23 protein-coding genes are annotated in these 22,427 nt (G+C 69.0%); 13 read left to right on the forward strand and 10 right to left on the reverse strand.

All coding sequences use genetic code 11. The annotated features are described in order from the left end of the window. Window positions 1–82: 82 nt before the first annotated feature. From WS54_RS02505 to WS54_RS02520, 4 genes are read left to right on the forward strand one after another with little or no spacing between them, the layout of a single operon-like run. The gene (locus WS54_RS02505; RefSeq protein WP_059784543.1) at window positions 83–1,276 is read left to right on the forward strand and encodes an ABC transporter substrate-binding protein; all 1,194 of its coding nucleotides are present in this window, start codon (window positions 83–85) and stop codon (window positions 1,274–1,276) included. Window positions 1,277–1,315: 39 nt separating this feature from the next. After that, a complete protein-coding gene (locus WS54_RS02510) occupies window positions 1,316–3,127 on the forward strand; it encodes an ABC transporter permease (protein ID WP_034205461.1) in 1,812 nt (603 codons plus the stop codon). An 11-nt stretch (window positions 3,128–3,138) separates the two neighbouring features. Then, window positions 3,139–3,996: an ABC transporter ATP-binding protein gene (locus tag WS54_RS02515; RefSeq protein WP_059784540.1), complete on the forward strand. Its 858-nt coding sequence runs from the start codon at window positions 3,139–3,141 to the stop codon at window positions 3,994–3,996. Next, entirely contained in the window at window positions 3,993–4,757 is a 765-nt protein-coding gene (locus WS54_RS02520) for an ABC transporter ATP-binding protein (protein ID WP_059784538.1), read from the forward strand. Before WS54_RS02515 ends, WS54_RS02520 begins: the two co-directional genes overlap by 4 nt. A gap of 12 nt (window positions 4,758–4,769) precedes the next feature. Here WS54_RS02520 and WS54_RS02525 read toward each other — a convergent pair whose 3' ends face one another. Next, the gene (locus WS54_RS02525) at window positions 4,770–6,191 is read right to left on the reverse strand and encodes a sensor histidine kinase (protein WP_059784535.1); all 1,422 of its coding nucleotides are present in this window, start codon (window positions 6,189–6,191) and stop codon (window positions 4,770–4,772) included. Then, on the reverse strand, window positions 6,178–6,843 hold the full coding sequence (locus tag WS54_RS02530; RefSeq protein ID WP_059784533.1) for a response regulator transcription factor: 666 nt from the start codon (window positions 6,841–6,843) through the stop codon (window positions 6,178–6,180). Before WS54_RS02530 ends, WS54_RS02525 begins: the two co-directional genes overlap by 14 nt. Window positions 6,844–7,080: 237 nt before the next feature. Here WS54_RS02530 and WS54_RS02535 point away from each other — a divergent pair, with 237 nt between their 5' ends. The 3 genes from WS54_RS02535 to WS54_RS02545 all read left to right on the forward strand — a co-directional run bounded on the left by WS54_RS02535 (window position 7,081) and on the right by WS54_RS02545 (window position 9,839). Further along, on the forward strand, window positions 7,081–8,097 hold the full coding sequence (locus WS54_RS02535) for an ABC transporter substrate-binding protein (RefSeq protein WP_059784530.1): 1,017 nt from the start codon (window positions 7,081–7,083) through the stop codon (window positions 8,095–8,097). A 112-nt stretch (window positions 8,098–8,209) separates the two neighbouring features. After that, complete coding sequence (locus tag WS54_RS02540; protein ID WP_059784527.1) at window positions 8,210–9,520, forward strand: MFS transporter; 1,311 nt, start codon at window positions 8,210–8,212, stop codon at window positions 9,518–9,520. A 115-nt stretch (window positions 9,521–9,635) separates the two neighbouring features. Continuing rightward, window positions 9,636–9,839 carry a prevent-host-death protein gene (locus WS54_RS02545; protein ID WP_236872749.1) on the forward strand — a complete coding sequence of 68 codons (204 nt, stop codon included), beginning with the start codon at window positions 9,636–9,638 and terminating at the stop codon, window positions 9,837–9,839. Window positions 9,840–9,873: 34 nt separating this feature from the next. Here WS54_RS02545 and WS54_RS02550 read toward each other — a convergent pair whose 3' ends face one another. Then, entirely contained in the window at window positions 9,874–11,661 is a 1,788-nt protein-coding gene (locus tag WS54_RS02550) for a sensor histidine kinase (protein ID WP_059784522.1), read from the reverse strand. Beyond that, complete coding sequence (locus WS54_RS02555; RefSeq protein WP_059784519.1) at window positions 11,658–12,305, reverse strand: response regulator; 648 nt, start codon at window positions 12,303–12,305, stop codon at window positions 11,658–11,660. The genes WS54_RS02550 and WS54_RS02555 overlap by 4 nt, the downstream gene beginning before the upstream one ends. A 326-nt stretch (window positions 12,306–12,631) precedes the next feature. Here WS54_RS02555 and WS54_RS02565 point away from each other — a divergent pair, with 326 nt between their 5' ends. Both WS54_RS02565 and WS54_RS02570 read left to right on the forward strand, forming a co-directional pair. Next, window positions 12,632–13,084 (forward strand): hypothetical protein, encoded by a 453-nt coding sequence (locus WS54_RS02565; RefSeq protein ID WP_059784517.1) that lies wholly within the window; start codon window positions 12,632–12,634, stop codon window positions 13,082–13,084. Between the two features lie 106 nt (window positions 13,085–13,190). Next, window positions 13,191–15,209, forward strand: a complete 2,019-nt coding sequence (locus WS54_RS02570; RefSeq protein ID WP_059784515.1) for a VTT domain-containing protein — start codon at window positions 13,191–13,193, stop codon at window positions 15,207–15,209. Window positions 15,210–15,234: 25 nt separating this feature from the next. On the opposite strand, the gene WS54_RS02575 is transcribed toward WS54_RS02570, so the two are convergent. Together WS54_RS02575 and WS54_RS02580 are read right to left on the reverse strand one after the other, a co-directional pair. Further along, window positions 15,235–15,564: a helix-turn-helix domain-containing transcriptional regulator gene (locus WS54_RS02575; RefSeq protein ID WP_034205450.1), complete on the reverse strand. Its 330-nt coding sequence runs from the start codon at window positions 15,562–15,564 to the stop codon at window positions 15,235–15,237. After that, entirely contained in the window at window positions 15,561–15,893 is a 333-nt protein-coding gene (locus WS54_RS02580) for a type II toxin-antitoxin system RelE/ParE family toxin (RefSeq protein WP_059784513.1), read from the reverse strand. The genes WS54_RS02575 and WS54_RS02580 overlap by 4 nt, the downstream gene beginning before the upstream one ends. A 403-nt stretch (window positions 15,894–16,296) precedes the next feature. Here WS54_RS02580 and WS54_RS02585 point away from each other — a divergent pair, with 403 nt between their 5' ends. Further along, window positions 16,297–16,806 (forward strand): GNAT family N-acetyltransferase, encoded by a 510-nt coding sequence (locus WS54_RS02585; protein WP_059784510.1) that lies wholly within the window; start codon window positions 16,297–16,299, stop codon window positions 16,804–16,806. 16 nt (window positions 16,807–16,822) lie between these two features. Here the strand turns inward: WS54_RS02585 and WS54_RS02590 are convergent, their stop codons facing one another. The 3 genes from WS54_RS02590 to WS54_RS02595 form a co-directional block, all read right to left on the reverse strand. After that, window positions 16,823–17,776, reverse strand: coding sequence for a hypothetical protein (locus WS54_RS02590; RefSeq protein ID WP_059784508.1), 954 nt, complete (start codon window positions 17,774–17,776; stop codon window positions 16,823–16,825). 58 nt (window positions 17,777–17,834) lie between these two features. Beyond that, on the reverse strand, window positions 17,835–17,957 hold the full coding sequence (locus WS54_RS34355) for a hypothetical protein (RefSeq protein ID WP_006752127.1): 123 nt from the start codon (window positions 17,955–17,957) through the stop codon (window positions 17,835–17,837). A gap of 398 nt (window positions 17,958–18,355) precedes the next feature. After that, the gene (locus WS54_RS02595) at window positions 18,356–18,811 is read right to left on the reverse strand and encodes an Lrp/AsnC family transcriptional regulator (protein WP_059784505.1); all 456 of its coding nucleotides are present in this window, start codon (window positions 18,809–18,811) and stop codon (window positions 18,356–18,358) included. A 115-nt stretch (window positions 18,812–18,926) separates the two neighbouring features. Between WS54_RS02595 and WS54_RS02600 the strand changes: the two genes are divergently transcribed. Further along, window positions 18,927–19,472, forward strand: a complete 546-nt coding sequence (locus WS54_RS02600) for an RBBP9/YdeN family alpha/beta hydrolase (RefSeq protein ID WP_059784504.1) — start codon at window positions 18,927–18,929, stop codon at window positions 19,470–19,472. 122 nt (window positions 19,473–19,594) lie between these two features. Then, window positions 19,595–20,845, forward strand: coding sequence for a YbfB/YjiJ family MFS transporter (locus tag WS54_RS02605; RefSeq protein ID WP_059784501.1), 1,251 nt, complete (start codon window positions 19,595–19,597; stop codon window positions 20,843–20,845). 39 nt (window positions 20,846–20,884) lie between these two features. On the opposite strand, the gene hpaC is transcribed toward WS54_RS02605, so the two are convergent. Next, a complete protein-coding gene (hpaC, locus tag WS54_RS02610) occupies window positions 20,885–21,430 on the reverse strand; it encodes a 4-hydroxyphenylacetate 3-monooxygenase, reductase component (protein WP_059784499.1) in 546 nt (181 codons plus the stop codon). A 356-nt stretch (window positions 21,431–21,786) separates the two neighbouring features. Between hpaC and WS54_RS02620 the strand changes: the two genes are divergently transcribed. After that, the gene (locus WS54_RS02620; RefSeq protein WP_034205443.1) at window positions 21,787–22,419 is read left to right on the forward strand and encodes a response regulator transcription factor; all 633 of its coding nucleotides are present in this window, start codon (window positions 21,787–21,789) and stop codon (window positions 22,417–22,419) included. The last annotated feature ends 8 nt before the right edge of the window (window positions 22,420–22,427 follow it).

Genomic DNA, 22,427 nt, shown 5'->3' on the forward strand with positions numbered 1-22,427 from the left:
ATGCGCAAAACTTCGTTGGATCGTCCTGAACCGGATGGTTACATGCCCTCAATCTTTTCGACTGACTGACGTTGGGGGACGCATGAACGTTTCGGGGAACGACGCGCGCGGCGCATGGCGACGCGTGCTGGGCACGATGGCGGCGCTCGCTGCCGCATGGGGCTTGTCGACGGGCGGCGCGCTCGCGGCCGGCGTATCGGGCGAGCCGGTGGTGATCGGCGTGAGCGGGCCGCTCACGGGCCAGGACGCGCAATACGGCGAGCAGTGGAAGCGCGGTTTCGATCTCGCGCTCGACGAGATCAACGGCAGCGGCGGCATTCACGGCCGGCCGCTCGCGATCGACTTCCAGGACAGCCGCAGCGACCCGCGCCAGGCGGTGGCGATCGCGCAGAAGTTCGTCGCCGATCCGCGCATCGCGATCGAGCTCGGCGATTTCTCGAGCGCGACGTCGATGGCTGCGTCGCCGATCTATCAGCGTGGCCAGCTGGTGCAGTTCGGCTTCACGAATTCGCATCCGGATTTCACGAAGGGCGGCGATTATCTGTGGAGCACCGCGCTGAGCCAGGCCGAGGAACAGCCGCTGCTCGCGCGCTACGCGGTGAAGGCGCTCGGCTTCAAGCGGATCGCGGTGCTGTACCTGAATACCGACTGGGGCCGCACCAGCAAGGACATCTTCGCGAAGGCCGTGACCGGGCTCGGCGCGCAGGTCGTGGCGGCCGAAGGCTACCAGCCGGCGGAGAAGGATTTCCGCTCGACGCTCGTGCGGATCGGCGCGTCGCAGCCCGATTCGATCGTGCTGATCTCGTACTACGCGGACGGCGCGCAGATCGTGCGCCAGGCGCGCACGTCGGGCGTCGCGCTGCCGATCGCGGCGGTGGGCTCCGTGTATTCGCCGAAGTTCCTCGAACTGGGCGGCACGGCCGTCGAAGGCGTCTATACGGAATCGAACTTCTTTCCGGCCGAACCGCGCCCCGAGGTGCAGGCGTTCGTGCAGCGCTATCGTGCGAAATTCCACGCGGATCCCGATTCGTTCGTGGCGCGTGCCTACGACGCGCTGATCCTGTCGGCGGAAGTGCTGCGCCGCTACGGCACGACGCGCCAGGCCGCGCACGACGGTTTCGCGAAGGTCGCCGACGTGCCGAGCGTGATCTTCGGCAAGGTGCGCTTCGATCCGCAGACACGCCGCGTCGCGGGCGCGCGCACCGTGTATCTGGTCGTGAAGCAGGGGCAGTGGGCGCTGTGGGACGGCGCGAAGCCGCAGCTCGCGGCGCGCTGAACCCGACATGAACCGCCTGCACCTGACGGACGCATCGTGATGGCTTCCTGGCTCGACTACACGCTCAACGGCCTCATCGTCGGCAACATCTACGCGCTGCTTGCGGTCGGGCTCGCGCTGATCTTCGGCGTGTCGCACCTGATCAACTTCGCGCACGGCTCGGTGTACATGGTCGGCGCATTCATCGGCTGGCTCTGCCTGACGCGCTTCGGGCTGCCGCTGCCGCTTGCGCTCGCGGCGGTGGTCGTCGGCTGCGGCGCGCTCGGCATCGCGATCGAGCGGATCGGGCTGCGGCCGCTGCGCCATGCCGCGCGCATCGCGCCGCTGCTCGCGACGATCGGTATCAGCTTCATCCTCGACCAGCTCGCGCAACTCGCGTTCGGCGCGGATCCGCGTGCGGTGCCGACGCCGCTGCCCGACTGGCACGTGCGGATCGCCGGCGCGACGCTCGGCTCGCTCGACCTGCTGATCGCGGGCATCGGCCTCGCGGCGGCTGCGCTGCTGTACGGCTTCCTGCGCTTCACGCGGCTCGGCTGGGCCGTGCGCGCGACCGCGCAGGATCGCGACGCGGCGCTGCAGATGGGTGTCGACGTCGACCGCGTGAACCAGACCGTGTTCGCGATCGCGTGCGCGCTCGGCGGCGTGAGCGGGCTGCTGGTCGGCATGTACTACAACAGCATCGATCCGGCGATGGGCTTCCAGGCGACGCTGAAGGGCGTCGTCGCGCTGCTGATCGGCGGGCTCGGCAACGTGCCCGGCGCGATCGCCGGCAGCCTGCTGCTCGGTCTCGTCGAAAGCTACGGCGTCGCGCTGTTCGGCACCAGCTATCGCGACCTGTTCGCGTTCGGGCTGCTGATCGTGTTCCTCGTGTGGCGGCCGAACGGCTTGTTCAGCGCGAACCGCGCGCTGCCGCCGGAGCCGATGACCGGCACCTTCCTCGCCGCCGCGAAAGCCGTGCGCGTGCCGCGCCCGGTGCTCGTCGTGCTGATCGCGGCAGCGGCCGTGCTGCCGTGGCTCGGCGCATCGCCTTACGTGCTGCAGACGCTGACCAACGCGTGGCTGTACGGGTTGCTCGCGCTGAGCCTCACGCTCGTCGCGGGCACGGTCGGGCAGATCTCGCTCGGCCACGCCGCGCTGCTCGTGATCGGCGCGTATGCGTCGGCGCTGCTGTCGTCGGATCTCGGCTGGTCGCCGGCCGTGACGATTCCGTGCGCGGGCGCGGTCACGGCCGTGCTCGGCACGCTGCTCGTCTATCCGGCATTCCGGCTGCGCGGGCATTACGTGTCGATCGCGACGCTCGGCATCGGCGAAGTGGTGAGCCTCGTGATCCTGAACTGGGACGGCCTGACGCGCGGCCCGCTCGGCATCACCGGCATCGCGCCGCTGCCGTGGGCGACGACCGCGCGCGCCGCGTACTGGTTCACGCTCGCGGTGCTCGTCGTGTTCGCGCTCGTGCAGGTGCGGCTGCTGCGTTCGCATCTGGGCCGCACGCTGCGCGCGGTGCGCGAGGACGACGTCGCCGCGCGTGCGCACGGCATCGCGCCGAACCGCTACAAGGCGATCGCGTTCGCGGTCGGCGGCGTCGCGGCGGGCGTGAGTGGCGGGATCGCCGCGCACCTGTACAGCTACATCAATCACCAGACCTTCGATTCGCAGGTGTCGATCCTCGCGTTGACGATGGTGATCCTCGGCGGGCTCGGCAACGTGCTCGGCGGCATCGTCGGCGCGATCGCGCTGATCGGGCTGCCCGAGCTGTTCCGTTGGGCGGCCGACTACCGGATGCTGATCTACGGCCTCGTGCTGCTGCTGCTCGTCCGGTTCCGGCCGCAGGGCCTGCTCGGCACGGTGTGAGGAGGAATGCGATGACGACCACTCGGCCCCTGCTCGACGTGCAGGGCCTGACACGCCGCTTCGACGGCGTGACCGCGCTCGACGGCGCGAGCCTGACGCTCGCGGACGGCGAACTGCTGAGCGTGATCGGCCCGAACGGCGCGGGCAAGTCGACGCTGTTCAACCTGATCGCGGGCGCCGACCGGCCCGACGCCGGCCGCGTGACGTTCGACGGTCGGGACATCACCGGCACCGCGCCCGAACGACTCGCGGCGCTCGGTATCGCGCGCACGTTCCAGCATGGCCGCGTGTTCGGCAACCTGAGCGTGCTGGACAACGTGCTGATCGGCGCGCATGCGCGGCTGCGTGCGGCGCGGCCCGGCTGGCCCGCGCTCGGCGCGGCCGCCGAAGTGCTGCGCGCGCTCGTGCGGCCGGCTTCGGTGCGGCGCGAGGAGGCCGAACTGCGCGAAGAGGCGCGCGCGATCGTCGCCGGGTTCGGCGAACGGCTCACGCCGCGCATCGATCATCCGGCACACAGCCTGTCGTATGCGAACCGGCGGCGCGTGGAGATCGGCCGCGCGCTCGCGCTGCATCCGCGCCTGCTGCTGCTCGACGAGCCGACGGCCGGGATGAACGAGACGGAGACCGCCGAGATGCTGCAACTGATCCAGTCGCTGAAGGCGCGCGGCCTGACGATCCTGCTGATCGAGCACAAGCTCGAACTCGTGATGCGCGTGTCCGACCGCGTGATGGTGCTCGACAACGGCGTGAAGATCGCCGAAGGCGCGCCGCGCGACGTGCGGCACGATCCGCGCGTGATCGAGGCCTATCTCGGCCGCCGTCATGCGGGCGGCCCGTCGGCCGGTCGTGCCGCGCAGGCGGCTGCATGAGCGTACTTTCTTCGAGACCCGATACGACCATGACGGACGCGCTGCTGAAACTCGAACACCTCGACACGTTCTATGGGCCCGTGCAGGTGCATTTCGACGTGAACGTCGAAGTCGGCCGCGGGCAGATCGTCAGCCTGCTCGGCGGCAACGCGAGCGGCAAGTCGACGACGATGAAGCTGATTCTCGGGTTGATGCGGCCGAAGCGCGGCGTCGTGCGTTTCGACGGCGACGACGTGACGGCGCTCGCGACGCCGCAGCGCGTGCGGCGCGGGATCGCGGCCGTGCCGGAGGCGCGGCGGCTGTTCGGCGACATGAGCGTGCGCGAGAACCTGCTGATGGGCGCTTACACGCGCGGCGATCGCGCGGCGGTGACCGACGACTACGAACGCGTGCTCGATCTGTTTCCGCGCGTACGCGAGCGGCTCGCGCAGCGCGCGGGCACGCTGTCGGGTGGCGAGCAGCAGATGCTCGCGATGGCGCGCGCATTGATGGCGCGGCCGAAACTGATCTGCATGGACGAGCCGACGATGGGATTGTCGCCGCTCTACGTCGACAAGGTGCTCGAACTGATCGATTCGATCAACCGGCAGGGCGTGACGGTGTTCATGGTCGAGCAGAACGCGAGCCTCGCGCTGGAGATCGCGCACTACGGATACGTGCTGCAGACGGGCCGCGTCGTGCTGGAAGGGCCGGCGAAGGCGTTGCTCGACGACGAGCGCGTGCGCGATGCGTATCTCGGTGGGGAGGCGGTGGCGGTGTAGGGGGCCTTCACTTTACGCGTGATTCGCGTGCGTCGCCGCCGCACGCGGAAACGTCAGCACCACCGCGAACCCGCCTGCCTCCGGAAACGCGAACCCGACGCGCCCGCCGTGCGCCTTCATCACTTCCTGCACGATCGCGAGACCGAGTCCCGACCCCGTGCGGCGCTCGCTGCCGTCCGGCGCTATCCGCACGAACGGTTGCAAGGCCGCGTCCCAGTGCTCGCGCGGCATCCCGCGCCCGTTGTCGGTGACGGTCAGCGTCACCGCCCGATCCGCGTTGCCTTGGGTTGCGACCGACACGACGATGTCGTCTGCATGGCCGTGCAGCAACGCGTTGTGCAGCACGTTCGACAGCGCTTCCTGAAGACTGATCGCATCGCCGTCGATCCATGCCTGCGGCGCGTCGCTCGCGAACGCAACGGCCACGTCGCGCTCGCCGGCGAGCGGAATCGTGCGGCCCAGCACCTCTTTCGCGAGCGCGACGAGTTCGACGGGTTGCAGCGGCACGGCCTCGGTGCGATGAATCACCATCGCATGATTGAGCAGCTGGCCGGTGAGCCGGCCGACGTCCGCACAGGTCGCGCGCAGCGCATCGAGCCGCGCCGCACGGCGCGCGGGGTCGGCCTCGCCGTCGAGCAGCTCGATCTGCGCGTCGAGCCGCGCGAGCGGCGTGCGCATCTGGTGGGCGGCGTCGGCGATGAAGCGCTGCATCGCGTTGATCCGCTCCGCGAGCCGTCGCATCAGCCCGTTGATCGACCCGATGATCGCGTCGATCTCGCTCGGCGTATCGACGGCCACGGGCCGCAGGTCGGCCGGGTCGCGCGCGGCGATGATCGTGCCGATCCGCGCGAGCGGGCGCAGGCCGCGCCGGATCGCGAGGCCGCTCGCGCCGATCGCGAGCACGCTCATCAGCAGGATCAGCGTCCACACCTTGATGCTCATGTCGTTCGTCAGCTGCTGACGCGCATTGGTTGTCTGCGCAACCGTCACGAGCGCCCAGCCCGGCGTGCTTTCCTCGGGCATGTAGCGGGCGATCGTCGCGGTACGGATCGGGTGCCCCTGGTAGACGGCATTCGCGAACGCGGGGCCCTGCTTCGCGGCGGCGAGCGTCGCGGCGCTCGCGAGATCGTTGTAGCCGGCCACGACCACGCCGCGCGAATCGACGACCTTGTAGTAGACGAGGTCGTAGCGCGACAGTGTCGACAGCGCGGCGACCGGCGGATTCAGCGCGAGCACGCCGCCTTGTACGTAGAGGTTTTCGGCGACCTGGATCGACGCGCCCGCCAGCAACTGGTCGTATGCGCGTTCGGCCGCGACGCCCGCGTAGTAGCGCGCGATCGCCGCGAGCGCGAGCGCGCCGGTCGCGACGACGAGCGCGATGAACAGCAGCGTGCGCCCGAACAGCGTCTTCGGGAACCAGTCAATGCGCGGCAATCTGATACCCCATCCCGCGCGTGGTACGGATCTCGACGGAGCTGCCCTGCAGCTTCCGGCGCACGCGCGTCACGTATTGCTCGACCGCGTTCGCGGTCGGCTCGTTGCCGAAGCTGAACAACTGGTTCAGCAGTTCTTCCTTCGAGAAGATGCGTTGCGGGCGGCTCGCGAGGATTTCGAGCAGCGCGAATTCCTGGCGCGACAGCGACAGCGGCTGGCCGTCGAGTTCCGCGAGGCGGCTGCTGCGGTCGATCACGAGGCCGCCGAGCGTCAGCACGTCGTTCGCGTGACCGCTGTTGCGGCGCAGGAGCGCCTGCACGCGCGCGTCGAGTTCGCGATAGTCGAACGGCTTCACGAGGTAGTCGTCGGCGCCGAGGCCGAGGCCGCTCACGCGGTCGTCGATCGCCGAGCGGGCGGTGACGAGCAGCACGGGCGTCGTGCTGCCGGACGCGCGCAGGTTGCGCAGCACGGTGAAGCCATCCATGCCGGGCAGGTTCGCATCGAGCACGACGAGATCGAAGCGCTCGACGCGCAGCAGCCCGTGCGCGGTCGCGCCGTCGGTTTCGAGATCGACGGCGTGGCCGAGCCGGGCCAGGCGGCTGCGGATCGCCGCGCCGATTTCCGCATCGTCCTCCACGACGAGAATGCGCATGATGCCGTTTGCAGGTAGGTGGATTAGGGGTTTTCCCGGGGCCGGGATGTCAGCATTTTCTCAGACTCGGTCGATAACCTGTGTCGAGCCGGAAGCAGGATGCAAGGACGGCATTAATACCAGAAATACTCAAGGAGACGGCAACATGCAGCATGTCACGGGCACGACGAACGCGCGCCGCGGCGCCACGCCGGCCTGCGCGTGGCCGCTGGCCGCCCGCCGCACGGCGGTGTGCGCATGACGATGTCGCCGCGCCGCCGCGCGCTGATCGCCGCCGGGCTCGGTGTGCTCGCCGCGCCGGCGCGGGTGCGCGCGAAGCCGCGCACGGTGCGGATCTCGAAAGGCTATGGCGTGCTGTACCTGCCGTTGCTCGTGATGGAGAAGCAGCGGCTGTTCGAGCGGCATGCGGCGCGCCACGGCGTGCGCGACGTCGCGGTCGAATGGGTGCTGCTCGACGGCGGCAATTCCGTCAACGACGCGATGATGGCCGGTACGCTCGATTTCGCGGGCGCCGGCGCGCCGGGGTTCATCGAACTGTGGGCGCGGGCGCGCGGCATTCCGAACGTCGAGGTGATCGGCATCAGCGGGCTGTCGACCACGTCGCTGTCGCTGAACGCGAACCGGCCGGGCCTCGTGTCGCTGCGCGACTTCACGCCGTCCGACCGGATCGCGGTGCCGGGCATCCGCACGTCGCTGTCGGCGGTCGTGCTGCAGATGGTCGCGAGCCGGCAGCTCGGCGCCAGGCATTTCGCGCAGCTCGATTCGATCACCGTGAACCTGCCGCATCCGCAGGCGATGCAGGCGCTGATCCGCCGCGAGAACGGTGTGACCGCGCATTTCACGTCGCCGCCGTTCTCGACGCTCGAATTGCGGCAGCCGGGCATTCATCGCGTCGTGAGTTCGGTCGACGTGCTCGGCCCGCTGACGCTCGACGTCGTGTTCGCGCCGAAGCGGCTCGTCGATGCGCAGCCTGCGCTGGCCGTCGCGTTTCTCGGCGCGCTCGACGAAGCGAACCGCCTGATCGCGCAGGACCCGCGCGCGGCGGCCGCGCTCTACGCGGCGTCGTCGGGCGTCGGCGTGTCGCACGACGACGTGATGCGGATGCTCGCCGCGCCCGACACGCGTTTCTCGGTGCTGCCGAACCAGTTGATGGACTACGTCGAATTCCTGTATCTGGCCGGCACGATCAAGGCGAAGCCGCGCGCGTGGCACGAGATGTTCGCGCCGATGCTCGACGACTACCGGTCGGGTTGAGCCGCATCCGCCGCGATCCGAATCCATTCACCGAACCACCCGACGCCGGCACGTTCGTCGCGCGCGGTGCCGTTTCAACCGATATGCAACCGATTCACGCAAGGAGCCTGAAGTGAACGCTACCGATACCCTGGACCCCGCGTCCGCCGAAGAACGGCGCATCATGTCGAAGATGGCGCGGCGCCTGATGCCCATCCTCGTCGTGATGTTCCTGATCGCATTCATCGACCGGCAGAACGTCGGTTTCGCGAAACTGCAGATGGTGCACAGCCTCGGCATGACGGAAGCCGCGTTCGGGCTCGCGTCGTCGCTGTTCTTCATCGGCTACCTGCTGTTCGAGGTGCCGAGCACGCTCGCGCTGCATCGCTACGGCGCACGCGTGTGGCTCGCGCGGATCATGCTGACGTGGGGGCTCATCACGGTGCTGATGGGCTTCACGACGTCGATGCCCGTGTTCTGCTCGCTGCGCTTCCTGCTCGGCATCGCCGAGGCCGGCTTCTATCCGGGCGTGATCTATTACCTGACGCTGTGGTTTCCGCAGAGCTACCGCGCGAAGGTGCTCGGCATCTTCACGCTCGGCAGCGCGCTCGCGAACATGCTCGGCTCGCTGGTCGGCGGCGTGCTGCTGAGCCTGAATGGCGTGTGGGGGCTGGCGGGCTGGCAGTGGGTGTTCGTCGCGACGGGCATCCCGGCGGTGATCGTCGCGATCGTCGTGTTTCGCGTGCTGCCCGCCTCGTTCCGCGAAGCGCCGTTCCTCGACGAGCGCGAGAAGCAGATCGTCGCGGCCGCGCTGGAGCGCGAGAAGCCGGCGCAGGCCGAGCACGGCCAGCCGTGGAAGGCGCTGCTCGATCCGCGCGTGATGCTGTTCGCGGCGACCTACATGCTGATGTCGACGTCGCTGTACGGCGTCACGTACTGGCTGCCGACGCTCGTGAAATCGTTCGGCGTGTCGAGCACGACGAACGGGTTCCTGAGCATGCTGCCGTGGGCGCTCGCGGTGGTGCTGCTGCTGTGGCTGCCGGCGAAGCTGCGTCGCGCGAAGAGCATCCTGCGTACGATCGCGATCGTCGCGGCGCTGGGCGCGCTCGGCTTCCTGCTGAGCCTCCTGCTGCCGTCGACGCCGCTGCGCTTCGTCGCGCTCGTGCTCGGCGGCGCGTGCATTCCGCTGCTGTATCCGTGCTTCTGGTCGATGCCGCCGCGCTATTTCACCGGCGCGCGCGCGGCCGCGAGCGTCGCGGCGATCAACTCGATCGGCAACCTCGGCGGCTTCTTCAGCCAGAACCTGATGCCGTTCGCGGGCAAGATGACGGGCACCGCGTTCGGGCCGATGATCGTGCCGATCGTGTGCCTCGCGCTGCTCGGCATCGGCGCGCTGGTCGCGTGGACGCGCTCGGAGCGGGGGATGGTGGCGGCGCGGGCGTGATGGCGTGCGTCGCTGTCGCAGCGTCGGCCGTTTCCGATAATTTTGAAACTGGACGACGCATGCCGGTTCGACGGCAAGTACGCCAGCGCGCTACCATGCGATGCACATGCGACGAATGGAGCAGGAAATGAAGAAAGCGACCACGATGAACCTGTCTTGCGATGACGTTGCGCGCCCCGCGCCGCGCGAGTTCGTCGCACGTGGACTGGCATCGCGCGACGAGGCGCGGCGGACCGGCGAATACATCGATGCGGTAAACGTCCGCGCGGAACTCGAGCGCATGCTGAAAGCGGCGCGCTCGATGAAGGCGGTCGGCTAAGTCACCGTCGTGCGGGGGCTTTCGCCGCCCTGATCTACCGCTGCGAAGCCCCGAGCTCGCCATGCCCGACTGGCGCCGGCGACAGCGGAATCTCGACCTCGACCGTCGTGCCTTCGCCGAGCGTCGTCGCGATCCGCAGCGTGCCGCCGACCAGATACGCACGCTCGCGCAACCCCACCAGCCCGAACGAACCCGACTTGCGCGGCACCGCGGGATCGAATCCCGCGCCGTCGTCGCGTATCGTCAGCACGATCGCTTCGCTGCCGGACACGAGTTCGACGCTCGCGTGCGACGCGGCCGCGTGCCGGGCGACGTTCGCGAGCGCTTCCTGCGCGATGCGGAACACGGCCGTCGCATACGGCTCGTCGAGTTGCAGTTCGGGCGGCTCGACGTGCAGCGAACAGGCAATCCCGTGACGGTGCCGGAAATCTTCCACGAGCCATTGCATCGCCGCCGCGAAGCCGAGATCGTCGAGCATCAGCGGACGCAGGTCCGACGCGATGCGGCGCGTCGCGGCCACCGCGCCGCGCGCGAGCGCATGCATCGCCGCGATCTTGCGCGCGAGCGACGCGTCGTCCTGCGGCACGTGGTCGATCAGCCATTCGAGATCGTTCTTCAGCGTCGCGAGCGTCTGCGCCAGTTCGTCGTGCAGTTCGCGCGCGATGCGGCGCTGCTCGGCTTCGCGCGCGCTGGCGCTGATCGCGGCGATCTCGCGCAGTTCCTCGCGCGACGCCTGCAGCGCCCGTTCCGCGCGCACGCGCTCCTCGACTTCGCGTCGCAGGTCGCGGTTCGACGCGCTCAGTTGCGCGGTGCGCGCGGCGACGCGCTGTTCGAGCCGTTCGTTCGCATCGTTCAACTGCGCGCTTTTCTGCGCGACGAGCAGATGCTGGTAGCGCGCGCCGGCGAGCGCGCGCACCGTTTGCGCATGCAGCCGACCGTTCTCGAACAGCATCGCGAACAGCACGACGCCGGACGCGACGAGACCGTACGCGCGCCCCGCATAGAAGCCGAGGTCGAAGCGGCCGTGATTCAGCATCGACGACAGCGCGATGTCGAACAGCCACGCGACGAGCACCGTCATCACCCACAGGTCGAGCACCGAATGGCGGCGCCGCTGCCGCCACATCAGCATCAGCGCGACGAGGTTCAGCCCCCAGACGACCGTGATCGCGTTCGTCATCGTCGCGGTCATCCGGTTGCCGCTCATGATGCGCGGCAGCAGGTCGTGGCCGGCGGTCGCGAACAGCGCGAGCGCGACGGTCGCGCCGACCGCGGCCGCGATGCAGAGGACGACCGGAATCGCCGCGCGCCGCTGCGGGGCCGGGGCCGGGCGCCCGCGCGACGTCGCGCGCAGCAGCGCGTACGCGGCGACCGACAGCGGAAAGCCGCCATGCCAGAACAGGTACAGCCATGCGGTGGTCTGTTCGCCGGCGCCGAGCAGGCCGGTCGGCGCGAACAGGCCGGGGAAGGTCAGCATGTGCGTGCCGGCCATGAACGCCGTGAACAGGTAGCCGCCCGCCAGCACGAGCAGCGGCTTCTCGCGCAGGATCGCGTACTGGCCGAGAAGCAGGCCGGCCGTCACCATGTCGTTGACGACGATCGCCGACTGGTACACGGGAATGAACGCCCCGCCCGGCGCGAGCGGCAGGGCCGCGAACGGCGCGAGCGCGGCGAAGATCGCGGCCGAGACGAGTACCGTCGCGAGCGCGAGCCGCCGCTCGCGCCGGCCCGGCGGCAGCGACGACATGAACAGGCGCGACGTGTCCGGATCGTCGTCGTCCGGCGGCGGCGGTGCGGGCGGGAGGCGGAAGGTGGCCGTCATGCGTCGTCGGCGTCGAAGTCGAGATCGTGCCGCACCGCGTAGCGGATCAGTGCGGCTTCGTGCGGCAGCGCCATCTTCTCGAGAATCCGCGTCTTGTACGTGCTGACCGTCTTCGCGCTCAGCGCGAGTTCGGACGCGATCTGCGTGACGGTCTGGCCCGCGACGATACGGTGCATCACGTCGAGCTCGCGCGCGGACAGTCGCTCGTGCGGCAGCGTCTGAGCCGGCTCGCGCAGCGTGTGAGCGAGGCTTTCGGCCGCGGACGGGCTCACGTAGACGCCGCCCGCCGCCACCCTGCCGACGGCCTCGACGAGCTCGGTGGTCGCACTGTCTTTCGTCAGGTAGCCGGTGGCGCCGGCCTTGAACGCGCGCGCCGCGTACTGGGTTTCCGCGTGCATCGTCAACACCAGCGTGCGCAGCGACGGCGCATGACGCCTGACCAGCCGGATCAGCTCGATGCCGGTCGGTGCGGGCATCGACAGGTCGAGCAGCAGCACGTCGGCGGCGGCGCGCTCGGCCAGCGCGAGCGTGCCCGCGCCGTCGCTCGCCTCGCCGACGATCTCGAAACCGCCGGCCCGCTCCAGGATGTGACGCAGCCCGTCCCGCATGACTGCGTGATCGTCAGCCAGAATTACCCTGATCATCTTCCAGCGATCCTCTTCGGGATGACGCCGCGAATTGCTGTTCGGGTTGTCGCCGCGGCCGTTCTTCCGATCAATATATGCCCCCGAACCCGAAAACGGTACGCGTTCGCGAAATTTTCGGGATGGTTGATCGCGGACTGTGCACCGCGGCGAAATAATTCACGGGAAAGCATACCGTGTGCAGCCCATGCGAATCAGGGTATTCCCGGTGGTCGTTGCAGCCCACGCGGGCTTGCGCGGCAGCGCCGGAACCACCCCGCGAACCGTTCCGATTCGGGACTAAACTGGTGCCCGATGCCGTCTGCGCGAACCGAGGAGCCCCTGCGATGATCGATCTTGCCGATATCCTGCCGTCCGCATTGCCCGCCGCCGTCGCGTGGGCCGAAGCGGAGGCGGTGCGCGGGCTCGCGCTGGGGGCGCCGCTGACGCTGGCGCAAGCGGACGACGCGCGCACGGTGGGCGTCGTGCAACCGGACCGGATCCGCGTGGTGGCGGTCGACCGCATGCCGTTTCCCGACACGCCGACGCTCGCGGCGATCGCCCGCGACACGGGGCTGCTGTCGCCCGGGACGATCGGCCTCACGCTCGGTCACGCGGTGTACGTGCTGCGCGGGCAGGACACACGCCGCCTGCTGACGCACGAATTCCGGCACGTGCATCAATACGAGGCCGCCGGCTCGATCGGCGCGTTTCTTGCGCGCTATCTGCACGAGATCGCGACGGTCGGCTACCACGACGCACCGCTCGAGGCCGACGCGCGGCAACACGAGTTCGATTGATCCCTGACCCCGCCACCGGCGAGCGTGCGCATGTCGCGATGAACGTATCCGATCCCCCTGCCGGCCCGCCGTTCGCGCACCGGGCCGCCCCGTCCGGGAGTGTGCGATGAGCGACACGATCCACGCGTGGATCGGCGCGATCGGCGCGCATCCGCTGCTCGTGCTGGCGATCGTGTTCGTGGCCGCCTGCGCCGAGGCGATCGCGCTGATCGGCACGATCGTGCCGGCCGGCGCCGTGATGTTCGCGGCCGGTGCGTTGATCGGCGCGGGCGCGCTCGACGCATGGGCGACGATCGGCGTCGCGGCCGTCGGCGCGGTGATCGGCGACGGGATCAGCTACGAACTCGGGCGGCGTTACCGCGGGATGATCCGCAATGCGTGGACGCGCTTCGGCTATGCGAGCGCCTACGCGCGCGGCGAGGAGTTCGTGCTGCGTCACGGGATGAAGAGCATCGTGCTCGCGCGCTTTCTCGCGCCGGTGCGTGCAGTCGTGCCGGTCGTCGTCGGCTGTGCGACGCTGCCGCGCCGGTCGTTCTATCCGGTCAACGTGATCTCGGCGCTCGTGTGGGCGCCTGTCCACATCGCACCCGGCATCCTGTTCGGCGCGTCGGCCGCGCTCGCCGCAGCGATCAGCGTGCGGGTCGCCGCGATCCTGCTGGTCGTGGCCGCGCTGGTCGCGCTTGTGTGGATCGGCGTGCGCGTCGCGCTGCGGCGCGGCTGGCCGTTGTTGCGCCGCGCGCTCGCCGAAGCCGTGCATGCATGCGCGCGCCGCTGGCCGCGGTTCGGCGCGCGGTTGCACGACGGCATCGCGTACCTGCGCGGGTTGCCGGGCGCGGTGCCCGTGCTCGCGCTGTTGTTCATCGGCTGCGTGTGGCTGTTCGCGGGGATCGTGCAGGACGTCGTCGCGAACGATCCGCTGATGCATGCGGACATCGCGCTGTATGCGTTCCTGCAGAACCTGCGCACGCCGCCCGCGGACGCCGCGATGAGTGCGCTCGCCATCCTGCATGGACACGACACGGGGCTGATCGTCGCGGCCGCGTTGCTCGTCTGGCTGATGATCCATCGCTGCTGGCTGACGGCCGCATGGTGGCTCGCGACGGTCGGCGTCGCCGTCGTGCTCGTGCCGGCGTTCGGCGCGGGCGTGCCCGGCGCGACGCCCGCGAGCCTGCCGCCCGGTGCGCTGCACGTGCCGCTGCCCGATGCCGACGCCGCCTTCGCGATCCTCGCGAGCAGCGGCCTCGGCTGGCTGCTCACGCGCGACCGGCCCGCGCTGTGGCGCATTCCGGTCGTGACGGCGGTCGTGCTGTGGATCGTGCTCGGCGGCTTCGCGCGGCTGTACGTCGGCGATACCTGGCTGTCGGGCCTGCTGGGCGGATGGAGCCTCGGGCTCGCGTGGTTCGCGTTGCTCGCCGGCGCCTATGCGTACTGGCGCGTGCGCGAGCACGTGCAGCCGCGCGGCGCGCTCGTCGCGGTCGTCGTCGTGCTCGCGACGGCCGGCGTATGGACGGTGCCCGCGCAATGGCAGCGCGATCGCGCGGCGCGTCCGCATGTCGGCGATGTGGTCGCGATGACCGTCGACCAGTGGCTGCGCGGCGGGTGGCAGCGCGTGCCGACGCGGCGCACCGAGATCGGCGGCGACCGCGAGGAATATCTGCCGCTGCAATGGAGCGCGACGTCGGACACGCTCGTCCGTCATCTCGCGCAGGCCGGCTGGCAGCGCGCGACGCCGTGGTCGCCGGCCACCGCGCTGCGCTGGCTGGCGCCGCAGGCGCCCGTCGACACGCTGCCCGTGCTGCCGCGCTACACGCATGGCGAAAGCACGCGGCGCGTGTTCGTCCGCGTCGATCCGGCCCACCCGGAAAGCCGCTTCGTGCTGCGGCTGTGGCGTTATCCGTACGTGTTGCAGGATGCGCTCGGCATGCGGCCGCTGTGGTACGGCGCGCTGTATCGCGAAACGCTGCGCCGGCCGGCGCGGCTGATGACGCTCGTGCACACGACGACGATCGACGATGCGGCGGCGATTGCGCACGCGCTGGCGGTCGAGCCGACGATCGCACATCGGCCGGCGGGGACGACGGCCGGGCCGGACGAGATGTTGCTGGTCTGGATGGTGACGCCGTGAATGGGCAGGGCGTGACGTACGCCTCTTACGCGTGCGACGGCTGCGCGGGCACGACGGACAGGCGCAGGCCGACGGTCTTGAGCACCGCGAGCAGGGTTTTCAGCGTCGGGTTGCCGCTCGGGGACAGCGTGCGATACAGCGATTCGCGGCTGATGCCGGCCTCGGCCGCGACGGCGCCGAGCCCGCCGTACGCTTCCGCGACCGTGCGCAGCGCGAGCAGACCGGCCGCGCGGTTCTCCGGATCGTCGAGCGATTCCATCGCGACGCGCAGATAGGCGACCGCGAGCTCGCGATCGGCGCCGAGTTCGGCGACTTCCGCGTCGTGGTGCGATACCGCGCCTTTGAGCTTGTTCATGTTTGCCTCCGTTTCCAGTTCGACCAGTGTTCCTTCGCGCGCCTGATGTCGTCGGACTGACCGGCCTTGTCGCCGCCGGACAGCAGCAACACCAAGGCGCCGCCGTACCGACCGAAATACACGCGGTAGCCGGCGCCGACATGGACGCGCAGTTCGATCACGCCTTCGCCGACCGGCTCGCAGTCGCCGAAATTGCCGGCCTGCACACGGCGCAGGCGCTCGCGGATTCGTGCCTGCGCGAGCTTGTCGCGCACGGCGTTCAGCCATTCGGTGAAAGGCTCGCGACCGTCGTCGCGCTGATAGCGAAGCAGTTCGAACCTGGAGGGCATTGTAACTTATAAACTACAAAGAAGTAAATGGAGCGAGACGGTTCGCATCGCAATGGCTGGGTGGCCGACGCGCATGCGGCGTCGCCATGGCTCGGGATGTCAGGGCATGGCGCTCGCTTCCCGGCCGACGATCATTCTTTCATCCGGTATGGCGCGTGACGATTCGGCCAAACGGCCGGTATCGATGGGGCGATGAAGGGGCGCGCGCCGTGGCCGAGCGGCTCGGCTTCGGCGATCTGTCGAGCTTCTCGCAGGCGTCCACGCGCTGACACGGCGTGCCGCCGGGCGCATATCGCAGCGCAGCGCGGCGCGGCGCGGCGGGCAGGCGACCCGCGACGAATCGCGGTACGATCGCTCGTTTGCCCGTCTTGCCTGTCTACATCACCGTCACGAGAGCCCCCGCATGATCACGATCCGCCCGATGACCGACGACGATTTCGCGCGCTTCTGGCCGACCTATCGCGCCGTCGTCGCTGCTCAGGAAACCTATGCATTCGATCCCGACCCGACGCCGGAAGCGGCGCGCGCACTGTGGCTCGACGCGCCGCTCTGCACGTGGATCGCCGAGGAGGACGGCGTGGTGCTCGGCTCGTATTACCTGAAGGCGAACGCGGCCGGCCCCGGCAAGCACGTGAGCAACTGCGGCTACATGGTGAGCGAGGCCGCGCGCGGACGCGGCCTCGCGCGCCTGATGTGCGAGCACTCGCAGCAAGTGGCGCGCGAGCGCGGTTTTCTCGCGATGCAGTTCAATTCGGTGGTCGCGACGAACGAGGTCGCGGTCGCGCTGTGGCAGAAGCTGGGATTCGAGATCGTCGGCCGGCTGCCGCGCGCATACCGTCACGCGCGGCTCGGCTTCGTCGACTGCTTCGTGATGTTCAAGTGGCTCGGCGACGCGGCGGCCGCCGAAGCCTGAGCAATCCGCCGCTGCGTCAGACGGCGAACGCGCCGTCGAACACGATCCGTTCGTCGAATGCGAGCGTGCCGCGCGCGAAGATCAGGTCGAGATGGTGGCTGCCGTTTTCGCCGCCGCCAAGCCCCAGATGCAGCCCCGGATGGCGTTCCTCGAACCCCGCGTTGCGGCCGTACAGGCCGCGTATGCCGAGGTTCGTGCCGATGCCGAATTCCTCGATCCGCCGGTGATTCGCGTGCCGGTCGAGATAGGTCGAGAAATCGCGCCGGAAGCCCGCATCGTCGGTGTCGAAATCGACGATCGTGCTGTGTTCTACATGCAGCGTCGCGAGCCGCTCGGCCACCTTGTACTTGATCGCGAACGGCACGGTGCCGAGAAACGTGCCGCTGAACACGACCGAGCCGTTGAGGTCGGTCACGTGCGTCGCGATCTCGCCGGGCACGACGTCGAGGTTGCCCATGCCGTCCACGCTCGTCCATTTCTGGTCGGGCGCGAGCGAGCCCGTCAGCGCGTTGCCGGCTTCGTCGACGAAGCGGATCTGCGACGCGCGTGCGGCGGCCTCGATCAGCCGGCCGTTGCGTGCGGCGATGTCGTCGAGCGATTCGGCGAACGCCTCGTCGAGATGCGGGCCGTAATCCTTGAACAAAACCGACTTGCTCCAGTGCTCGACGATCGCGGGGCGGATCGCGGCGAGGAACGGCGGCCCGCTCGGCGACGGCGTCGGCAGGCACGACGAGTCGTACAGCAGCACGAACAGGTCGGCGTCGACGAGCGCGGCGGCGATGTCGGCGGGCGGGGTGCTTTCGAGGCAGAGGGTGGTCGCGGCGAGCGAGTCGGGCAGGGCGGAAAAGGCGCGCAACGCGACGTCGCGATTGCGGGTGTCGTAGCCGACCAGCAGTTTTCCCGATTCGCCGCGTGTCAGCTTGTCGCGCAGCGCCGGGTGAAAGCCGAGCGCGCGGTGCAGGTTCAGCATGCGTATCTCCGGAAGCGGCGGAAGGGCCGCGGCCCTTCCGCGAGAACGGGTGGCCCGCTCAGACCGGCCAGAGCGCGGTGCCGAACGGCACCACGGCGTCCTCGACCATCATGTCGACGGCCTCGGGGTGCGTGTCTTCCTGCATCCAGTCAAGCAATTCGATCTGCCGAGTTTCCTGCATGTCAATTCTCCTGTGGTGAACATGAGTGATTCAACATGAAAGCGCGGCAAAAATATTGCCGCTCCTCGTTCCGGATTTTGTGAATACCGGACGAGTGGCGTCGATATTAGTCTGGTGAATTTGCGAATGCAATGTGCTGCAATGTTTTTAGCCATGACGTGCTAAACACGGGTCAATGGCGGTTCATATATTGGAAAAACCGGATAAAACGAGCGACGGATCGCGCATCATTTTTTTATTTGAAGAAATCCGGATCGACGAAATCAATCAGGTTATTTTTAATTTGAATTCAATTGCCAGGATTGATGCGCTTTATGTCATTCGAGAAAAACGCGTGCGCGATCGCCTCGCGCTCGAACCGGTCCGCCGATTCATGTGTCACGCAGCCGATCCGCACGTCATCCCAGCAACGCCTTTCCGATCGCCTTGGTCGGTTCGGAGCGCAGCACCAGCGAAGTCGTGACCGCGCCGAAGCGGGCAATCGCGTCGATGAGGGTTTCGAGTTGGCCCGGTGTCGGCACCAGCACCTTCAGCAGAAAGCAGTCGTCGCCGGTCATGCGGTGGACTTCGATGACGTGCGGCATCTCGGCGAACGTGCGCAGCGCCGGCTTGATGTGTTCGTGAGTCGTTTTGAGCCGGATGATGGCCGTCATGCCCAACCCCAGCGCCGCCGGATCGATCCGTGCGCCGTAGCCGGCGATGATGCCGCGTTCTTCCAGCCGCTTGACGCGCTCCGAGGTCGCGGGCTGCGACAGCCCGATGCGCCTGCCCACTTCCGATAGCGGCGTTCGCGCGTTCTCCTGCAGCGCTTCGAGGATCGCAAGATCCAGGCGATCCAGTGCTTCGTCCGGCATGACGGTCCTCCGGTACCGTTGATTCATCGGCATTTTGTCTCAATAACCGATGACTTGCCATTCCGTGCCGGCCGGCGCGTGGTCACACTCGGGCTTTTCGTTGACGGAGAGCGTGATGGATCAGGCGATCGTGATCGTGCCGGGTATCGGCAATTCGGGACCGGATCATTGGCAGAGTCATTGGGAGACGATGTTTCCCGGCGCCGCGCGGATCGCGCCGGCTTCGTGGGATGCGCCCGACCTGGCCGACTGGACAGCGGCGCTGGACGCGGCCGTGGCGAGCGCGGCGACGCCCCCGCTCGTGATCGGTCATTCGCTGGGCTGCTTGTTGTTCGCGCATTGGCATGCGGTGTCGGCGCGCGCGGTGCGCGGCGCGTTTCTCGTGGCCGTGCCCGATCCGGCAGGGCCGCGCTTTCCGGTTGCCGCCGCCGCGTTTGCGAACCTGCCGAGCGGTCGGTTCGGACGCGCGCCGGTGCTGGCGATCGCGAGCACGGACGATCCGTACGATCCGTCGGGGCGCGCGCTGGAATGGGTCGCAGAACGGGGCGCGACGCCGCTTCTGCTTGGCGCACGCGGCCATCTGAACGCGGCGTCGGGGTTGGGCGGATGGCCCGAAGGGCGCGCGCTGCTCGCGGCGTTCGTGGCCGGACTCGGGCGATAGTGCGTGCCAGCGCCGGCTGGCGGGTTTTTGCCGGCAGCGCGCGCCGGTTTCACGGCGGCTCAAGTATGATCGACCGACGGCGGCGAAAGCCCCGGAATCGAACAACGATGGAGACACTCCCGATGCGCGCAGTGCCGCAACCGGAGCGTGCCGGCCGCTCGCGGCCGGACGCCGGCGCAACCGATCCCGGCCGTATGGCCGCGTGGCGGCTCGCAATCCGTCTGTCGCTCGGCAGCGCGATCGCGCTCGGCCTCGCACGCTTTTCGTATGCGCTGCTGCTGCCGCCGATGAAGGCCGATCTCGGCTGGACGTTCGCGCAGGCCGGCGCGCTGAACACGGCGAACGCGGCCGGCTACCTGATCGGTGCGCTTGCCTTTCCGCTGCTGTCGCGGCGCTGGCGCGCGGGCACGCTGCTCGCGGCCGGCTGCGCGCTGACCGCCGTACTGATGGCCGCGAGCGGGCTCACGTCGGACATGCACGCGCTGCTCGCGCAGCGGCTGGCGACGGGTATCGGCAGCGCGTCGATCTTCATCAGCGGCGGCGTGCTGGCCGCGCGGCTCGCGTCCGCCGCGCCGCGCGACGCAGGGCTGCTGCTCGGCCTCTATTACGGCGGCACCGGATGGGGCATCGTCGCGTCGTCGCTGCTCGTGCCGGCGACGCTCGTGCATCGCGTACACGGCTGGCAGCCGGCATGGTTCGCACTCGCGGTCGCGTGCGTGCTGTTCTCGGCGGTGGCCGTGTCGGCTGCGCGTCGCATCGAGCGCGTGCACGCGGCGCCGGTCGCACCGGCCGACGGCGCGAAACCGGCAGCGACCGCGAGCCCCGCCCGCTTCGCACTCGCGCTGGCCGGCTACGGCCTGTTCGGCGTCGGCTATATCGGCTACATGACGTTCATCGTCGCGCTGCTGCGCGGCGCGGGGATGAGCGGCACGGTCGTCGCCGCGTTCTACGTGATGCTCGGCGTCGCGACCGTCGTGTCGGCGCGGCTGTGGTCGGGGCTGCTCGACCGGATGCGCGGCGGCCAGGCGCTCGCCGTGCTCAACGCGCTGCTCGGCGTCGCGACGCTGATGCCCGCGCTGTTCGTGCATCCGGCTGCCGCGTTCGCGTCGGGCTTGCTGTTCGGCGCGACGTTCCTGTCGGCGGTTGCCTCCACGACGGCCTTCGTGCGGCACAACCTGCCGCCCGACGGCTGGGCGAAGGGCATCAGCGCATTCACGACGGTCTTCGCGTTCGGGCAGATCGCGGGGCCGGTCGCGATCGGCTGGGTGTCGGACAGTGCGGGGCTCGCGCGCGGGCTCGTGTATTCCGCGCTGACGCTGTTCGCGGGCGCTGCACTGGCGGCCGGGCAGCGCGCGCTGCGGGCGTCCGCGTAGTCCGCTCGAACGCGCATGCCGCGCCGCGTGCCGGCATCGTTACCGCACGCAAGCGGTGCGCGATACGCGATGAAACGCGCGGCTGAAGTAGATGAGGCTGTCGCCGTCGTCGCGCACGCGGATCGACGTCGCCTCGATGAACATCACCGAATGCGAGCCGACTTCCTTCATCTCCGCGATCGTGCCCTGCAGGCTCGCGAGCGCATCGCGCAGCACCGGCACGTCCCGTTCGCCGCGATCCCACACGGGTAGCTCGAAGCGCTGTTCCATCGGCAGGTCGGTGAGCCCCGCGAAGTGTCGCGCGAGCAGCTCGTGCTCGGCCGGCAGCACGTTGATGCAGACCTGACGGTTGCGCTCGAAGGTCGCATGCATCGCACTCGACCGGTTCAGGCACACGAGCAGCGTCGGCGGCGCATCGGTGACGGAGCACACGGCGCTCGCGGTGATCCCGCAGCGGCCGTGCGGCCCCGCGGTGGTGATCACGTTGACGGCCGCGCCGAGGTGGGCCATCGCCTGGCGGAAGGCCTTCTGCGCGTCGGTCGGTTCGACGCGCGCCGGGCGCGGGATATCGGTCGTGGAAGACATGGGCGCTCCTGAGTGGACGAAAGCGGCGAGCGGCGCAGCGCGGCGAGCGCAGCGACGGATCGCCGACGATGACCCAAGCGTACGTCGCGAAAATGCGGTCGACCATTCGCACGATTGACGATCGGGATGGCGTTCCTGCCAACGCGTCTAAAGGTTCTACCTAGCTGCGCGTCGCCGCGCGCGAAAAAAACCGCGATGGCGCGTTCGTGCGGCACGTGCAGGGGTTTTCAGCGGGTTTTCGGCTCGTTATGATGTGCCGCACATCCCCCACGCGAACGACGCGCACGACACGCCGGCCACCGGCCTTCCGTGCGGCGCGTGCGATACCGATGCCGATATTCAGCGAGACCCCCGCGATGACGTCACCCGCACCGATCGTATACATCGTCGACGACGACGGCGGCATGCGGACGTCGCTCGCGTGGTTGCTCGAATCGGTCGGCATCGCGTCCGAGGGCTTCGCGAACGCCGCCGACTTTCTCGCACGCTTCGACGTGAATCTGCCCGCCTGCCTCGTGCTCGACGTGCGCATGCCCGAGAAAAGCGGCTTCGACGTGCAGGCCGAATTAAATGCGCGCGGCGCGACGCTGCCGGTGATCTTCGTCAGCGGGCACGGCGACATTCCGATGTCGGTGCGCGCGCTGCAGAACGGGGCGATCGATTTCGTCGAGAAGCCGTACAACTCGCAGCAGATGCTCGAGCGCGTGCAGCGTGCGCTGCGGCTCGCGCAGCAGCGGCACGCGGTGAGCCAGCGCCACCGCGAGCTGCGTCAGCGGCTCGATGCGTTGACCGCGCGCGAGAAGGAAGTGCTGCGCGGCGTCGTGGACGGCAAGGGCAGCAAGCAGATCGCCTCGGATCTGTCGATCAGTGTGAAGACCGTCGACGTGCATCGCGCGAGCATCAAGGAGAAGCTCGGCGCGACGTCGATCGCCGCGCTGGTGCGCGACGTGATGGTCGTGTGGGGCGACGACGCGGAATCGTCGCGATGAGGTTCGGC

The organism is Burkholderia sp. NRF60-BP8, from assembly GCF_001522585.2.
Taxonomy (GTDB): Bacteria; Pseudomonadota; Gammaproteobacteria; order Burkholderiales; family Burkholderiaceae; genus Burkholderia.

Coding starts and splice junctions, on each gene's coding strand:
- WS54_RS02600 (WP_059784504.1), top strand. CDS start 18,927: ATGGATCAGGCGATCGTGATCGTGCCGGGTATCGGCAATTCGGGACCG.
- WS54_RS02515 (WP_059784540.1), top strand. CDS start 3,139: ATGACGACCACTCGGCCCCTGCTCGACGTGCAGGGCCTGACACGCCGC.
- WS54_RS02505 (WP_059784543.1), top strand. CDS start 83: ATGAACGTTTCGGGGAACGACGCGCGCGGCGCATGGCGACGCGTGCTG.
- WS54_RS02535 (WP_059784530.1), top strand. CDS start 7,081: ATGACGATGTCGCCGCGCCGCCGCGCGCTGATCGCCGCCGGGCTCGGT.
- WS54_RS02575 (WP_034205450.1), bottom strand. CDS start 15,564: ATGAACAAGCTCAAAGGCGCGGTATCGCACCACGACGCGGAAGTCGCC.
- WS54_RS02620 (WP_034205443.1), top strand. CDS start 21,787: ATGACGTCACCCGCACCGATCGTATACATCGTCGACGACGACGGCGGC.
- WS54_RS02530 (WP_059784533.1), bottom strand. CDS start 6,843: ATGCGCATTCTCGTCGTGGAGGACGATGCGGAAATCGGCGCGGCGATC.
- WS54_RS02545 (WP_236872749.1), top strand. CDS start 9,636: ATGGAGCAGGAAATGAAGAAAGCGACCACGATGAACCTGTCTTGCGAT.
- WS54_RS02570 (WP_059784515.1), top strand. CDS start 13,191: ATGAGCGACACGATCCACGCGTGGATCGGCGCGATCGGCGCGCATCCG.
- WS54_RS02550 (WP_059784522.1), bottom strand. CDS start 11,661: ATGACGGCCACCTTCCGCCTCCCGCCCGCACCGCCGCCGCCGGACGAC.
- WS54_RS02595 (WP_059784505.1), bottom strand. CDS start 18,811: ATGCCGGACGAAGCACTGGATCGCCTGGATCTTGCGATCCTCGAAGCG.
- WS54_RS02520 (WP_059784538.1), top strand. CDS start 3,993: ATGAGCGTACTTTCTTCGAGACCCGATACGACCATGACGGACGCGCTG.
- WS54_RS02510 (WP_034205461.1), top strand. CDS start 1,316: ATGGCTTCCTGGCTCGACTACACGCTCAACGGCCTCATCGTCGGCAAC.
- WS54_RS02565 (WP_059784517.1), top strand. CDS start 12,632: ATGATCGATCTTGCCGATATCCTGCCGTCCGCATTGCCCGCCGCCGTC.
- WS54_RS34355 (WP_006752127.1), bottom strand. CDS start 17,957: ATGCAGGAAACTCGGCAGATCGAATTGCTTGACTGGATGCAGGAAGAC.
- hpaC (WP_059784499.1), bottom strand. CDS start 21,430: ATGTCTTCCACGACCGATATCCCGCGCCCGGCGCGCGTCGAACCGACC.
- WS54_RS02605 (WP_059784501.1), top strand. CDS start 19,595: ATGCGCGCAGTGCCGCAACCGGAGCGTGCCGGCCGCTCGCGGCCGGAC.
- WS54_RS02580 (WP_059784513.1), bottom strand. CDS start 15,893: ATGCCCTCCAGGTTCGAACTGCTTCGCTATCAGCGCGACGACGGTCGC.
- WS54_RS02555 (WP_059784519.1), bottom strand. CDS start 12,305: ATGATCAGGGTAATTCTGGCTGACGATCACGCAGTCATGCGGGACGGG.
- WS54_RS02590 (WP_059784508.1), bottom strand. CDS start 17,776: ATGCTGAACCTGCACCGCGCGCTCGGCTTTCACCCGGCGCTGCGCGAC.
- WS54_RS02585 (WP_059784510.1), top strand. CDS start 16,297: ATGATCACGATCCGCCCGATGACCGACGACGATTTCGCGCGCTTCTGG.